The organism is Candidatus Microbacterium colombiense, from assembly GCA_029203165.1.
GTDB classification, from domain to species: domain Bacteria; phylum Actinomycetota; class Actinomycetes; order Actinomycetales; family Microbacteriaceae; genus Microbacterium; species Microbacterium colombiense.
In genome coordinates this window covers 680,004-695,106 of sequence record CP119308.1, presented here as the reverse complement: position 1 = coordinate 695,106, position 15,103 = coordinate 680,004, and the positions used below count along the sequence as shown (strand labels likewise).

The 15,103-nt window shown below is 68.6% G+C and carries 13 protein-coding genes; 8 read left to right on the top strand and 5 right to left on the bottom strand.

Annotation, left to right across the window (positions count from 1 at the left end; all coding sequences use genetic code 11):
- Positions 1-31: 31 nt before the first annotated feature.
- Positions 32-730, bottom strand: a complete 699-nt coding sequence (locus tag P0Y60_03400) for a GTP pyrophosphokinase family protein (GenBank protein WEK61811.1) — start codon at positions 728-730, stop codon at positions 32-34.
- Between the two features lie 152 nt (positions 731-882).
- On the opposite strand from P0Y60_03400, the gene P0Y60_03395 reads away from it, so the two are divergent.
- Complete coding sequence (locus tag P0Y60_03395; protein ID WEK61810.1) at positions 883-2,964, top strand: APC family permease; 2,082 nt, start codon at positions 883-885, stop codon at positions 2,962-2,964.
- Between the two features lie 46 nt (positions 2,965-3,010).
- Here the strand turns inward: P0Y60_03395 and P0Y60_03390 are convergent, their stop codons facing one another.
- The 4 genes from P0Y60_03390 to P0Y60_03375 form a co-directional block, all read right to left on the bottom strand.
- Positions 3,011-4,174, bottom strand: a complete 1,164-nt coding sequence (locus tag P0Y60_03390) for an ArsB/NhaD family transporter (GenBank protein WEK62854.1) — start codon at positions 4,172-4,174, stop codon at positions 3,011-3,013.
- Between the two features lie 43 nt (positions 4,175-4,217).
- Positions 4,218-4,646, bottom strand: coding sequence for a hypothetical protein (locus tag P0Y60_03385; GenBank protein ID WEK61809.1), 429 nt, complete (start codon positions 4,644-4,646; stop codon positions 4,218-4,220).
- Between the two features lie 89 nt (positions 4,647-4,735).
- On the bottom strand, positions 4,736-6,385 hold the full coding sequence (locus P0Y60_03380) for a hypothetical protein (GenBank protein WEK61808.1): 1,650 nt from the start codon (positions 6,383-6,385) through the stop codon (positions 4,736-4,738).
- The gene (locus P0Y60_03375; protein WEK61807.1) at positions 6,382-6,675 is read right to left on the bottom strand and encodes a hypothetical protein; all 294 of its coding nucleotides are present in this window, start codon (positions 6,673-6,675) and stop codon (positions 6,382-6,384) included. The genes P0Y60_03380 and P0Y60_03375 overlap by 4 nt, the downstream gene beginning before the upstream one ends.
- A gap of 234 nt (positions 6,676-6,909) precedes the next feature.
- On the opposite strand from P0Y60_03375, the gene P0Y60_03370 reads away from it, so the two are divergent.
- From P0Y60_03370 to P0Y60_03340, 7 genes are read left to right on the top strand one after another with little or no spacing between them, the layout of a single operon-like run.
- Complete coding sequence (locus P0Y60_03370) at positions 6,910-7,038, top strand: hypothetical protein (GenBank protein WEK61806.1); 129 nt, start codon at positions 6,910-6,912, stop codon at positions 7,036-7,038.
- On the top strand, positions 7,035-7,124 hold the full coding sequence (locus P0Y60_03365) for a potassium-transporting ATPase subunit F (GenBank protein WEK61805.1): 90 nt from the start codon (positions 7,035-7,037) through the stop codon (positions 7,122-7,124). Before P0Y60_03370 ends, P0Y60_03365 begins: the two co-directional genes overlap by 4 nt.
- Positions 7,124-8,803 (top strand): potassium-transporting ATPase subunit KdpA, encoded by a 1,680-nt coding sequence (gene kdpA / locus P0Y60_03360; GenBank protein ID WEK61804.1) that lies wholly within the window; start codon positions 7,124-7,126, stop codon positions 8,801-8,803. Before P0Y60_03365 ends, kdpA begins: the two co-directional genes overlap by 1 nt.
- 2 nt (positions 8,804-8,805) lie before the next feature.
- Positions 8,806-10,989, top strand: coding sequence for a potassium-transporting ATPase subunit KdpB (gene kdpB, locus P0Y60_03355; protein ID WEK61803.1), 2,184 nt, complete (start codon positions 8,806-8,808; stop codon positions 10,987-10,989).
- A 24-nt stretch (positions 10,990-11,013) separates the two neighbouring features.
- Complete coding sequence (kdpC, locus tag P0Y60_03350) at positions 11,014-11,616, top strand: potassium-transporting ATPase subunit KdpC (GenBank protein WEK61802.1); 603 nt, start codon at positions 11,014-11,016, stop codon at positions 11,614-11,616.
- Entirely contained in the window at positions 11,613-14,171 is a 2,559-nt protein-coding gene (locus tag P0Y60_03345) for a DUF4118 domain-containing protein (GenBank protein ID WEK61801.1), read from the top strand. The genes kdpC and P0Y60_03345 overlap by 4 nt, the downstream gene beginning before the upstream one ends.
- Positions 14,168-14,839 carry a response regulator gene (locus P0Y60_03340; GenBank protein WEK61800.1) on the top strand — a complete coding sequence of 224 codons (672 nt, stop codon included), beginning with the start codon at positions 14,168-14,170 and terminating at the stop codon, positions 14,837-14,839. The genes P0Y60_03345 and P0Y60_03340 overlap by 4 nt, the downstream gene beginning before the upstream one ends.
- Positions 14,840-15,103 lie beyond the last annotated feature (264 nt).

Sequence of the window (15,103 nt, the reverse complement as noted above, 5' to 3'; positions counted from 1 at the left end):
TTCGGAGCGGGGGCGGGATCGGATGGGAGCGTCAGACCGGGACGATGCGCGGGGGAGGCGGCGGGGCGAGCTGCCGCTGCGGCACGCCGTGCGCCTCGCGGTGCAGGCGCTCCATGCGGCTGTCGAGTTCGGCGGCGGCATCCGCGGCATCCGTCAGGCTCTCGACCAGATGCGAGGGCACCTGGTTCGAGAACTTGTAGTAGATCTTGTGCTCGAGGCTCGCCCAGAAGTCCATCGCGATCGTGCGGAACTGCACCTCGACTGGCACCGAGAGCGCGCCGGTCGACAGGAACACCGGCACCTCGATGATCGCGTGCAGGCTCTTGTAGCCGTTGTCCTTCGGCGTCGCGATGTAGTCCTTCACGGTGCGCACCGTGATGTCGTCCTGCGCGGTGAGCAGATCGAACAGCCGGTACACGTCGGCCACGAAGCTGCAGGTGACCCGCACACCGGCGATGTCGGTGATCTCGGCGCGGATGCGTTCGAAGTCCGGCTCGTCGATGCCCTTGCGTGCGATCTTCTCGACGATGCTGTCTGGCGTCTTGAGCCGGCTCTTCACGTGCTCGATCGGGTTGTACGCGTGGTGGTGGGTGAACTCGTCGCGCAGGATCGAGATCTTCGTCTCGACCTCGCGCATCCCGAACTCGTACTCACGCAGGAAGCGCTGGAACTCGTCGCGCAGTTCGCGCGTCTTGCGGATGGAGTCTTCGGTGACCTGAAGGGTCGTCATACGTCCGACGTTACGCGTTCGTGATCGGAAATCGCTGTGGATCTCCGATGCTCCGCCACACCTCGCTGAGCCCCGTAAGGATTCCGTGAGGGACCTCATCGCGCCCGTAGGGATTCCGTGAGGATCTTGTGAGGACGCCGTCAGCGGGCGTAATGTCGCGGGACGTGTCAGACGAAAATCGCGACAGCGCGGATGCGCCTCCTCTCGCCAAACGCATCCTCATCGGGGATCCGCTGACGAGCGAGCAGGTCGACGACCAGCTCCTCCCCAAGCGCATGGCGCTGCCGATCTTCGCGTCGGATGCACTGAGCTCCGTGGCGTACGCGCCGCAGGAGCTCGTGATGATCCTGCTGATCGGCGGATTGACGTTCCTGTCGTTCACCCCGCTGGTCGCCGCGGCCGTCGTCGTGCTGCTGATCGTGGTGGTGCTCAGCTATCGGCAGCTGATCAAGGCCTACCCCTCGGGCGGCGGCGACTACGAGGTGGCGTCGAAGAACCTCGGCGAGATCCCCGGCGTCATCGTCGCGGCGGCACTGCTCGTGGACTACGTGCTCACGGTCGCGGTCTCGGTCGCCTCGGGTGTCGACAACATCATCTCGGCCGTGCCGGGGCTCGACCCCTTCCGCGTGGAGCTCGCCGTCGGGGCCGTGATCCTCATCATCATCGTGAACCTCCGTGGGGTGAGGGAGGCGTCGCTCGTGTTCGCGATCCCGACGTACCTCTTCATCGGCTCGGTCGGCTTCATGATCGTGACCGGACTCGTGCGCACGTTCCTCGGCGATGCGCCGGTCGCCTCCAGCGCCGAGTTCTCTGTGCAGGCCGAGAACCTCAGCCAGGCCGCTGTGATCCTGCTGATCCTGCGCGCATTCTCGAGCGGATGCTCCGCACTCACCGGCGTGGAGGCCGTGTCGAACGGCGTGCCCGCGTTCCGCACCCCGAAGATCCGCAACGCCCAGTCGACGCTCGTGCTGATGGGCTCGATCGCGGCGTGTCTGTTCGCCGGGCTCACCGCCCTCGCGCTCATCACCGGCGTGCACTACGCCGAGAACCCCTGCGACCTGATCGGCTTCGACTGCACCAACCCGCAGCCGAGCCTGATGGCGCAGATCTCGAGCGCGACGTTCGGCGCCGGCAGCATCCTCTTCTTCATCGTGCAGGCCGCGACCGCGTGCGTGCTGCTGCTTGCCGCGAACACCGCGTTCAACGGCTTCCCGCTGCTCGGATCGGTGCTCGCCCGCGACGGCTACGCGCCGAAGTCGCTGAACACCCGCGGCGACCGGCTCGTCTTCTCGAACGGCATGATCGTGCTCGGCATCGCCGCGATCGCCGTGCTCGTGGTGTTCCAGGCGCGGCTGACCACGCTGATCCAGCTGTACATCATCGGCGTCTTCGTCTCGTTCTCGCTCGGACAGATCGGCATGGTGCGGCACTGGCGACGCATCCTCCGGCGCCCGGCCGACGAGCAGGGCGCGGTCGACGGCGCCGAAGCATCCGATCGCCGATCCGCCCGCGTGGGCCTGATCATCAACTCCGCCGGCGCGACCCTCACGGTGCTCGTGCTGGTGATCGTGACGATCACCAAGTTCACGCACGGCGCCTATCTGGTGTTCTTCGCGATCCCGGTGCTCGCCTTCCTCATGATGGGCGTCAAGCGGTACTACCGCGACGTCGAGCACGAGATCGAGATCGACGACACCACGCGCTTCGGAGCGACCGGAGACGTGGCGATCGTGCTCGTGAGCAAGCTGCAGAAGCCGGTCGTGAAGGCGGTGGACTACGCGGTCGCGGCGAAGCACGGCAAGACGATCGCGGTACATGTGGCGGTGGATGCGGATGCCGCGACCGCACTGCAGAAACAGTGGGCGGACCACCTCATGCCCATCCCGCTCGTGATCCTGGAGTCGCCGTATCGCTCGTTCGCGCAACCGGTGGCGCAGTTCATCAAGCAGTACCGGACGAAGCACGGCTCATCCGTCGTGACCGTCTATCTGCCGCAGTACATCGTGGGCCACTGGTGGGAGTCGTTCCTGCACAACCGCCGCTCCCGCCGCCTCGCGAACCAGCTGATGCTCGTGCACGGCGTATCGATCACGCTGGTGCCCTGGCTGCTCGACTCGTCGGAGCTGATCTACGGACGCCGCTCGCGCCCGCTGCCCGGACAGGAGCGTGCCGGACGACCGGTCGTCGTGAACGGGCGCCGCGCGCATCGCCCGGCCGGCCCGCCGCAGGACTGATCCGGCGACCGGCCGCTCCTGCCCCCAGCCTGATTCCCGTCGGCGATCAGCCGGCGACGAGGGCGAGGGCCAGCGTCGCGACGGCGACGGTGGGCACGGCGACGACGAGGCCCCAGAGCATGAACCTGCCCCAGCGGATGTCGACGCCGAGCGACACGATGCGGTGATGCCACAGCAGCGTGGCCAGTGATGCCCACGGAGTGACGAGTGGACCGAGGTTCACTCCGATCAACAACGCCATGAGCGCGACCGGGTCGCCCGCAGCGGGTTCGAGGATCAGATAAGCCGGCAGGTTGTTCACGCCGTTCGCCGTGAGCGCGCCGACCGCAGCGAGGCGCAGGAGCTCGGCCGGTGCGTGACCGTCGGGCGCCAGCGACGTCAGGAAATCGAGGATGCCGTTGGCGTGCGCCGTCTCGACCAGCACGAACAGGGCAGCGGCGAGCCCGATCGCCTGCCAGGGCACGAGCGTCAGGCGCAGCACGTGCCGCCGTCGCACCGCGAAGAGCGCGACGAGGAGTAGAGCGGCCGCCGTGGCCGGGATCCACACCTCGTGCGTCACCGTCAGTAGAGGGAGCAGCACGACCAGCACTCCGGTCGCGCACCAGAACAGCATCCGGTCGGACGGATCGCCGGTCTTCGGCACCCGGTAGGTGCCGAAGAGAGTGCGGCGATGCACGACCGTGAGGATCGCGACCGGGATCAGCACGCCGACCAGAGTGGGCGCCCAGCTGAGCGCGAGGAAAGCGCCGGGATCGGCCCCGATCGCGGGAGCGGCGAGCAGATTCGTGAGGTTCGAGACCGGCAGAGCGAGGGATGCCGTGTTCGCCAGCCACACCGTGGCGAGCGCGAACGGCATGGGCGACACTCCGATGCTCTGCGCCAGCACCACGACCACCGGCGTCACGATCACCGCGGTCGTGTCGAGCGAGAGGAACACCGTGCTCACCACCGCGAGGGCCACGACCGAGGCCCACAGAGCGATCACGCGACCACGGCCCCAGCGGGCGAGCCGCTGCGCGAGAACATCGAAGACGGCCGCATCCCGAGCCAGCTCCGCGACGATAGTGATCGCCACCACGAACCCCAGCACCGGGGTGATGCGGTCGCCGAGCGCTCCGGCATCCGCAGAGGGGAGCAGGCCCGTGGCCACGCACACGACGGCGATCACGACCAGTGCGAGGACGGCCATCGTCCCCGCCCCGAGCTTCATCCGCCATGCACTCACCTCGTGAGCATAGATCCACTGGACGAGATCAGAAACTGCCGCCGGGGTATGTGCCCTCCGGGAGCGTGAAGCACTCGGACCACGAGTCGATGACGATCGCGCCGTCCTTCTCCTGGGCCAGCAGGTACGCTTCCGCCGAAGACGTGGACTCGGCCGCGATCGCATAGTCGCCGAAGAAGTCCACTCTTTTCGTGACGGCGAAGTCACCCCTCTCCTCGAGAAGTTCCGCGAGTTGGCTTTCCATCGACTTCAACACCACTGGGAGGTCAGCGCCCGGAGCGAGCGCGACGGTCGTGATCCCCTTCCACGTGTGCCGCGTCTCGTCACAACTGAAGAGCCCGCCCTTCTCGTTCTGGACGATACTCACGACCTCCGGTTTCGATACGAGCGCAGCGATCTTCAGCTCCATTGCCTGCGTGCTGGCTTTCGCTTCTTCCCAAGTCATTTCCGCGCTCATTCCTGGATCTTCGGACTGCTGTGCGCACCCGGCGAGGACGACGGCCAGAGCAACGAACGCGACCTGTATCCCGCAGCGCACTTGACCCCTCACTCCTTCACCAGCTTTCGCATATCCTGCAGCGCGTCCCGGTTTGCCGGGTCATCGGTCGCGATCAGGTTGTGGTTCTCGGTCAACACCTCGAAGTAGTCAGAGGGGAGGCCCACCGTCGGACGTCCCAGACTGCCGTTGTCCGCCCTGTCGAGAACCTCATCGTCGGGGCCCACGTAGTAGTCGCCATGTTCGAACGCCGGATTCGAACGCGGGGTGTTCCCGTCCCAGACGACTCCGAGATCCTGCCCCGTCTGAAGGATGTCGCGATAGGAGAAATCCGCGTACGCGGTGTCGGGGTCGGGCTTCCACTCCGGCGGCATGCCGGCGCCCGACAGCGACACCACCTTGTCGAACTCGGAGCCGGCGACTTCGGCGCTCGTCACGTTCGCGAGCCCCCAACTGTGCCCGAAGGCATCCTGCTCGGCGGTGGCAAGCAGTGGATCCGTCCGCACCCCGGCCTCGAACCGCGCAAGCTGCCGACCAGCATCCAACGCACGCTGCTGATCGTTCGCCTCGACTATTCGCAACGGATCCGCACCACCCACCTCGGGGGTCTCACCGGGGAACAGACCATCCTTGTAGACGAATGCAAGTGTGCCGGGCACAGCTCGTACGATCTCGCCCGCGATCTGTTGCACCTGCCCGCCGTAGAAGTCGCCGAGGCCCGTGAAGGTGCCGGGCACGTAGGTGAGCACCCGCTGCGGCACGGCCGCGAGATCGCCGATGACTTCGACGATGCGGGAGAAGACGCGGTCGTAGAGGTACAGTTGCACGCTGCCGTCGACGACGTGGCGCAGGTAGGCGATCTCCCGCGTCAGGAACCCCGCCCTCTCCGAACCTTCGGGTTCCAGAGCGCGCTCGGCCCGCGCGGCCTCGATCCACACTTCGGCGTTCGCCTGATTCGCTCGCACCCGTGCGGCGACCGGGATGCCATCCATCGCCCCGAGCACTGCCGGATGCGCGGCGATCAGCTCCGCCTGCAGTTCGGGGTGCGCCAACCACAGAGCCAGCACCGCCGCCGGAGTGTCAGCCGCGAGAAGCTCGTCGAGCAGATCTCTCGCCTCGAGGGTGCACAGCGTGCCCGCATCGCCCACCAGCGCCCGAACCCCCGCGTCGTACGCCTCGTCCCATGCCTGGAAGTGGAATTCGTAGCGCGCCCAGAGGTCTTCAAGGTCGTGTTCGGCACGTCGATGCTCCGAGACGAGGCCGGATGCGGCATCCTCCGACTCCTGCACGGCGACCCGGTCATCGCTGTCGGACGCTGCGTCAGAGCGACGCCCTGCCTCATCGGATGCCACGCTCAGCCGCACGCACGCCGCATGGGCCGCCTCGATCTCCTCGACCAGGGCGTTCGCCCGACGGGCATGGTCATCGTGAGACCGCGCGTACTCGGACAGCACGGACGACAGTGTCTGCGCGAGTGCGATGTGCGATCCGATCGTCGTCAGGATCTCGACCGCATCCGACCGCACCGACGTCACGGCCTGTCCCATGCCTGCCAGGCCCGTGGCGCGGGCAGATGCGCCGCGCAGCGCACGCAGATGCTCCGCCAGCATCCTGAACTGATCGACCCACCGTGACATCGTGCCCGCATCGCCTGCGATCCACTCCAGCGGATACCCGCGTGCAGGCGAGGTCAGCGTCACCCCGTGCCCTCCCCCGCGAGTTCCTCGTCGAGTGCCGAGTACTGCGAGGTGATGGCGGAGAGCGTCTTGGCGAGAGCCATTCCGGCCTCCCAGTACGCGAACGACGCATCGTGAAGCTCGTCCATGCGCCGGTTCAGCTCGACCTTCAACGGATACCGCCCGATCGGCGCCTCGACGCCCGGATCGTCTCCGCGGAGGTACGGCACGTCGACCTGCAGCGACGCCGCAGCGCCCGTGAAGTCGGTCTCCGACTCGCGCAGATCGTCGTAGAACAGTTCCACCGTCGTCATGAGAAGCCCCCCAGTATTCATAAGGAGCCTATGCGCTCTCACCTGAGGACGCATAGCCCCCTTTGCAGGGGATGCGGGGACTGGGGATGCTGAAGTTGGCACCTCATGTCGGAATCAGCTCGTCAGAACGACAACTGGTGCCAACTCCAGCGCACGCGCCCCATGGCCCACACCCCACACACCCACCCACCGTGAGCAACCCGTATGCGTTGGGCACGGGGGCGTAGGGGAAGCGTGAGGATCGTCGACCCGCCGCGCGCACGGGAGTTGTATCGGATCGTGCTCGACATCCTCTACCTCGCGCTGACTCTCGCGCTGTTCGCCCTCGTCTCGCTGATCGCGAAGGGACTCGAGCGACCATGATCGTCTTCGGAATACTCGCCGCGGTGCTCGCCGTCGCCGCCATCGTCTACCTCGTGGTCGCCCTGGTCTCCCCGGAGAAGTTCTGATGGGCGCCGTGATCTGGTTCGGCGTGCTGCAGCTTCTCGCCGTCGTCGTCGTGCTCGTTCTGCTGTACCGTCCCCTCGGCGACTACATCGCGCACGTCTACAGCTCGGTACGCGACCTCCGCGTCGAGCGCGGCCTCTACCGTCTCATCGGCGTCGACCCGGCCTCTGAGCAGACCTGGCGCGCGTACGCCCGCAGCGTGCTCGCGTTCTCGATCGTCGGCGTGGTCCTCGTCTACGCCCTCCAGCGGCTGCAGGCGTTCCTCCCGCAGTCGCTCGGCCTGCCCGCCGTTCCCGAAGGACTCGCGTTCAACACCGCCGCCTCGTTCGTCGCGAACACGAACTGGCAGTCCTACTCGCCCGAGCAGACCATGGGCTACACGGTGCAGCTGGCCGGTCTCACGGTGCAGAACTTCGTGTCGGCTGCGGTGGGCCTCGCGATCGCGATCGCCCTGATCCGCGGGCTCGCACGACGGGGCTCGACGACGATCGGCAACTTCTGGGTCGATCTCGTGCGTGGCCTCGGCCGTATCCTGCTTCCCCTCGCCGTGATCGGAGCAGTGGCCCTGCTCGCCGGCGGCGTGATCCAGAACTTCGCCGGCTTCACCGAGGTGACCACCGTCTCGGGCGGCACGCAGACGATCCCCGGTGGCCCCGTGGCATCACAGGAGGCCATCAAGCTGCTCGGCACGAACGGCGGCGGCTTCTTCAACGCCAACTCCGCCCACCCCTTCGAGAACCCGAGCGGCTTCACGAACCTGCTGCAGGTGCTGTTGATCCTCGTCATCCCCTTCGCCCTGCCCCGCACGTTCGGGCGCATGATCGGCGACCACCGTCAGGGCTACGCGATCGCCGCGGTGATGGGCACGATCTTCCTGATCTCGACCTTCGCTCTCTCGGCCCTCGAACTGGCCGGACGCGGCTCGGCGCCTGAACTCGCCGGCGCCGCGATGGAGGGCAAGGAGCAGCGCTTCGGCATCCTCGCATCCACGCTGTTCGGCAGCGCCAGCACGCTCACCTCCACCGGGGCCGTGAACTCGATGCACGACTCGTACACATCACTCGGCGGGATGATGCCGATGATCAACATGATGCTCGGCGAGGTCGCTCCCGGCGGCGTCGGCTCCGGCCTCTACGGCATGCTGGTGCTCGCGATCATCGCGGTGTTCGTGGGCGGGCTGCTCGTCGGTCGCACACCGGAGTATCTCGGCAAGAGGATCGGCACGCGGGAGATCACCCTCGCGAGCCTGTACATCCTCGTGGTCCCCGCCCTCGTGCTGGGCGGCACGGCGCTGAGCTTCGCGATCCCCGGCATCCGCTCCGATGTCGAGGCGACCAGCATCCTGAACCCCGGCACGCACGGTATGAGCGAGGTGCTCTACGCGTTCACCTCGGCCGCCAACAACAACGGCTCGGCGTTCGCCGGGCTCACCGCGAACACCCCCTGGTTCAACACCGCCCTGGGCATCGCGATGCTGCTCGGCCGCTTCATCCCGATCGTGCTGGTACTCGCTCTGGCCGGATCCCTCGCCGCGCAGGAGCGCATCCCGACCACCACGGGAACGCTCCCCACCCATCGGCCGCAGTTCGTCGGCCTCCTCCTCGCCGTGACGGTCATCGTCACCGCGCTCACGTACTTCCCGGTGCTCACCCTGGGCCCGCTCGCCGAAGGATTGGTCTGACCATGACGCTCGTCACCTCATCACCCGCGACGGAGGATGCCGCGGCATCCCCCACTCCCACCGCACCACGCTCGATCGGCTGGGCCCAGCTCGTGCAGGCGATGCCGGGTGCGCTGCGCAAGCTGAACCCCGCGACCCTGGTGCGCAACCCGGTCATGCTGCTCGTCTGGGTGGGCGCCGCCTTCACCACCGTGCTCGCGATCGCCGAGCCGTTCCTCGGCGGCCCCGGAGAGTCCGGCGGCACCCCGGTGCCGGCGCCGTTCACCGCAGGGATCGCCGTCTGGCTGTGGCTGACGGTGCTGTTCGCGAACCTGGCCGAGTCGGTGGCGGAGGGGCGCGGCAAAGCCCAGGCGGCGAGCCTGCGTCAGACCCGCACCAGCACGATGGCCCGGCGGGTGCCTGGAGCGGCGGCGAGCGCGACGGCCGCGGACGCGTCGACCGAGATGGTGTCGTCGGCCGAGCTGCAGCGCGATGACGTCGTGATCGTCGAGGCAGGGGAGTTGATCCCGGGCGACGGCGACGTCATCGCCGGCATCGCGACGGTCGACGAGTCGGCCATCACGGGCGAGAGCGCGCCGGTGATCCGCGAGTCGGGCGGAGACCGCAGCGCTGTCACGGGCGGCACCCGGGTGCTCTCCGACCGGATCGTCGTGCGCATCACCTCGAAGCCCGGCGAGACCTTCGTCGACCGCATGATCGCGCTCGTCGAGGGCGCGAGCCGTCAACGCACGCCGAACGAGATCGCCCTGAACATCCTGCTGGCGAGCCTGTCGATCGTGTTCGTGATCGTGGTGCTCTGCCTCAACCCCATCGCCTCGTATGCGGCCTCACCGGTCAGCATCCCGGTGCTCATCGCCCTGCTGGTCTGCCTCATCCCGACCACGATCGGCGCCCTCCTCTCGGCCATCGGCATCGCCGGCATGGACCGTCTGGTGCAGCGCAACGTGCTCGCGATGTCGGGGCGCGCGGTCGAGGCGGCGGGAGACGTCACCACTCTGCTGCTCGACAAGACCGGCACGATCACCTACGGCAACCGCCGCGCCCACGAGGTGATGCGCATGCCCGGCGTCAACCCCGACGAGCTGCTGCGCATGGCCGCGCTCTCGTCTCTGGCCGATCCCACCCCGGAGGGCGCCTCGATCGTCGAGCTCGCGATCACCCGCGGCATCACGGTCGGCCTGCCGGCGGATGCCGTCGTCGTGCCCTTCACGGCCCAGACGCGCATGTCGGGACTCGACCTCGCCGACGGCACGCAGATCCGCAAGGGCGCCGGCTCCGCGATCAGCGCCTGGCTCGAGCAGGCGGACCCGCAGGTCACCACGCCGCCGTTGACAACGCCGCCGTTGACCACGCCGCAGTTGACCACGATGACGGATGCCGTCGCCCAGAGCGGCGGAACCCCGCTGGTCGTCGCGGTGAAGCACGCCTCGGCGGATGCGGCGGATGCCCGTGTGCTCGGCGTCGTGCACCTCAAGGACATCGTGAAGGAAGGTCTGCGCGAGCGCTTCGAGGAGCTGCGCGCGATGGGCATCCGCACCGTCATGATCACGGGCGACAACCCGCTGACCGCCCAGGCGATCGCCGCCGAGGCGGGGGTCGACGACTTCCTCGCCGAGGCGACTCCCGAGCAGAAGCTCGAGCTGATCCGCCGCGAACAGCAGGGCGGGAGGCTCGTGGCGATGACCGGCGACGGCACCAACGACGCCCCCGCCCTGGCGCAGGCCGACGTCGGCGTGGCGATGAACACCGGCACGTCGGCGGCGAAGGAGGCCGGCAACATGGTCGACCTCGACTCCGACCCGACGAAGCTCATCGACATCGTGCGGATCGGCAAGCAGCTGCTCATCACCCGCGGCGCCCTGACCACGTTCTCGCTGTCGAACGACATCGCCAAGTACTTCGCCATCATCCCGGCGATGTTCATGGGGGTCTTCCCCGGTCTCGCCGCCCTGAACATCATGCAGCTGCACTCGCCCGCATCCGCCGTGACGAGCGCGATCATCTTCAACGCGATCGTGATCGTCTTCCTCATCCCGCTCGCACTGCGCGGCGTGAAGTACCGCCCGGCGAGCGCCTCGCAGATCCTGCAGCGCAACCTGCTGATCTACGGGCTCGGCGGCGTGATCGCGCCGTTCATCGGCATCAAGCTCATCGACCTCGCCGTCAGCCTCATCCCGGGCTTCTGACCCGGCATCCGAAAGGGACACGCAATGTCTTCCACCCGCACCGCCGTGCGCACCACCGGCGTCGCCCTCCGCGCGATGCTCATCCTGACGCTCGTGCTCGGCGTCGGCTACACGCTGCTGATCACCGGCGTCGGCCAGTTGCTCCTGCCCTGGCAGGCGAACGGGTCGCCGCTGGCCGACGATCGCGGAAGCGCGCTGATCGGCCAGTCCTTCACCGACGCCGACGGCGAGGCCCTGCCGCAGTACTTCCAGTCACGGCCGTCGGCGGCGGGTGACGGCTACGACGGAGCAGCCTCGAGCGGCAGCAACCTGGGGCCCGAGAACCCCGACCTCATCTCGTCGATCGAGTCTCGGCGTGCGGCCGTCGCCGCCCGCGAGGGGGTGGACGTCTCGCAGGTGCCCGCCGACGCGGTCACGGCATCCGGCTCCGGGCTCGATCCGCACATCAGCGTGGCCTACGCGCTGCTGCAGGTGCCGCGGATCGCCGAGGCGCGCGGGCTGTCCGACGACGAGGTGCGCACGCTCGTGGAGTCTAGGATTCAAGGGCGGGATCTGGGATTCCTCGGCGAGGAGCGCATCAACGTCGCCGAGCTCAATCTCGCCCTCGACCAGCGGGAGGGCGCATGACCGACGAGTCGCTCCGCGCTGCGCCGGGTGCGTCCCGACGCGGTCGGCTGCGCGTGCTGCTGGGCGCGGCTCCCGGCGTCGGCAAGACCTTCGAGATGCTGGCCGAGGGGCGCCGGCTGCGCGACGAGGGCCGTGACGTCGTGATCGCGATCGTCGAGACGCATGAGCGCGCGGCCACTCTGGCGCAGACCGTCGGCCTGCCCGAGGTCGCCCGGCGGACCGAGACGCACCGGGGCATCGTGCTGAGCGAGCTCGACGTCGACGCGGTGATCGCGCGCAGGCCCCAGATCGCCCTCGTCGACGAACTCGCACACACGAACGTGCCCGGGTCGCGGCATCCGAAGCGCTGGCAGGACGTCGAGCAGCTGCGGGATGCCGGCATCGACGTGATCACGACACTCAACGTGCAGCACGTCGAGTCGCTCAACGCCGTGGTCGAGAAGATCACCGGCATCGCGCAGCAGGAGACGATCCCGGATGCCGTCGTGCGTGCGGCCGACGAGATCGAGGTCGTCGACCTCGCCCCGCAGTCGCTGCGGGATCGCCTGTCGGCCGGGCTCGTGTACCCCGCCGAGCGGATCGACGCGGCGCTGTCGAACTACTTCCGACTGGGCAACCTGACCGCGCTCCGCGAACTCGCCCTGCTCTGGCTCGCCGACGAGGTCGACAGCGCGCTGCGCAGCTACCGCGCCGATCACGGTATCGAGAGCACCTGGCAGGCCAGGGAGCGCGTGGTCGTCGCCCTCACCGGTGGGCCCGAGGGCGAGACGCTGCTGCGCCGCGGCGCCCGGATCGCCGCCCGTTCGGCCGGTGGAGAACTGCTCGCCGTGCACATCTCCGCACAGGACGGCCTGCGCGACGAGACGCCCGGCGCCCTCGCCGCGCAACGTGCCCTCGTCGAGTCGCTGGGCGGCACGTTCCACCAGATGATCGGCGACGACATCCCCGGCACGCTCGTCGAATTCGCGCAGGGGGCGGATGCCACGCAGCTCGTGATCGGCGTCAGCCGGCGCGGTCGTCTGATGGCGGCCCTCACCGGTCCCGGCATCGGCTCGGAGGTCATCCGCCGCTCCGGCGACATCGACGTGCACATCGTCACGCATGCCGCGGCCGGGGGGCGAGTCGCCCTCCCCCGTATCACCGGCGGCGCGCTCGGGTGGCGTCGGCAGGTGCTCGGCCTCGCGGTCGCCCTCGTCTTCGGCCCCCTGCTCTCCTGGATGCTGTTCACCTTCCGCAGCCCCGAGTCGATCACCGCCGAAGTGCTCGCGTACCAACTGCTCGTGGTCGTCGTGGCCCTCATCGGCGGCCTGCGCCCCGCGGTGTTCGCCGCCGTACTCTCGGGCGTCACCCTCGACTTCCTGTTCGTGGCGCCGTTGTTCACGATCACCATCGCGCATCCGCTGCACGTGCTCGCCCTGACGCTCTACGTGATCATCGCGATCCTGGTCAGCCTCATCGTCGATCAGGCCGCGCGTCGGGCCCGAACCGCGAAGCGCGCCACGGCCGAGGCCGAACTGCTCGCCGCGGTCGCGGGCAACGTGCTGCGCGGCGACAACGCGGTGCTGGCGCTGGTCAGCCGCACCCGCGAGGCATTCGGCTTGAGCGGCGTGCGCCTGCTCTCCCCCGACGGGGAGGTGCTCGCCAGCGACGGCGAACCGCTGCCCGACGGCCGTCGCACGACCCTGGCGGTCGGCACCGCCGCCGACGGAGCCCCGCGCGCCGTGCTCGAGCTGAACGGTGATCCGCTCGACGGACCGGCCCGCCGCCTGCTCGACGCGATCGTCGCCCAGCTCTCCGCCGCGATCGAACACACCGATCTGCGCGCCACCGCGAAGGAGGCCGCCGCGCTCGCCGAGACCGATCAGGTGCGCAGCGCCCTCCTCTCCGCACTCAGCCACGACCTGCGCCGCCCCCTCGCGTCGGCGGTCGCGGCGATCGGCGGCCTGCGCGGCGCCCACGCCCTCTCCGACGACGACCGCGCCGAGCTGCTCGCCACGGCCGATGAGAGTCTCGCCACGCTGTCGACGCTCGTCACCGACCTGCTCGACGTGAGCCGGGTGCAGGCCGGAGTGCTCGCCGTGTCGGCACTCCCCTTGGACGCCACCTCGCCGATCCTCGCCGCGGTCGACGAGCTCGGACTGGGTCCGGCCGACGTCGACCTCGTGCTCGATCCCGATCTTCCCGCACTGCACGCCGACCCCGTACTGCTGCAACGAGTGCTGGTGAACGTGCTCGCGAACGCGCATCGCCACTCGCCCGGCGACCGGCGGGTGATCGTGTCGACCAGCTCGATCGGTGAGCGGGCCGAGATCCGCATCATCGACCGGGGCGAGGGCGTGCCGGTCGAGCGACGGGATCGCATCTTCCAGCCGTTCCAGCGCTTCGGCGACACCGACAACACGACCGGACTCGGGCTCGGGCTCGCCCTCTCGCGCGGGTTCACCGAGGGCATGGGCGGTAGCCTGACACCCGAGGACACCCCGGGGGGAGGACTCACGATGGTCATCTCGCTGCCGCTGGCCGCCGCGGATCCGCACAGGGAGGACACGGAGTGAAGCTCCTCATCGCCGACGACGACCCGCAGATGGTGCGGGCGCTGCGCATCACGCTCGCGGCCCACGGATACGAGGTCGTGGTGGCCGCCGACGGTGCTGCGGCGATCGCGACCGCGGCGCAGACCCATCCCGACCTCATCATGCTCGACCTCGGGATGCCGCGACTCGACGGCATCGAGGTGATCCAGGCGCTCCGGGGCTGGACGAACGTACCCATCATCGTCGTCTCCGGTCGCACCGGCTCGGCCGACAAGGTGGATGCGCTCGACGCCGGAGCCGACGACTTCGTCACCAAGCCCTTCCAGGTCGACGAGCTGCTCGCACGGCTGCGCGCCCTCTCGCGGCGCTCGTTGCCGGCCGGCGGGGAATCGGCCGTGTCGTTCGGCGATGTCGTCGTGGACCTGTCGACAAAGACCGTGTCGCGCGCGGGTGCTCGCGTGCATCTGACGCCGACCGAGTGGCGGATGCTGGAGCACCTGTCGCGGCATCCCGGAGCACTCGTCACGCGGCAGGATCTGTTGAAGGAGATCTGGGGCAGTGAACAGGTGTCGGATTCCGGTTACCTGCGGCTGTACATGTCACAGTTGCGCAAGAAGCTCGAGCAGGAGCCCAGTGCGCCGGTGCACCTGCTGACCGAGTCGGGCATGGGCTACAGGCTGGTGCTCTGAGCACCCTTCTTACCCCCTTCCCCCTGAGTGAAGTTGACACCTCACGTCGGAATCACGCCCTCATACCGACAACAGGCGCCAACTCCGCGCAGCATCCCCCGGAGAAGTTGACACCTCACGTCGGAATTCGGCCCCGAAACCGACAACAGGTGCCAACTCGGGCTCAGGAGCTCAGGGGCTCAGGGGACTCAGGGGCTCAGGGGACTCAGGGACTCAGGGGCTCAGGGGCTCAGGGGCTCAGGGGCTCAGGGGCTCAGGACTGAG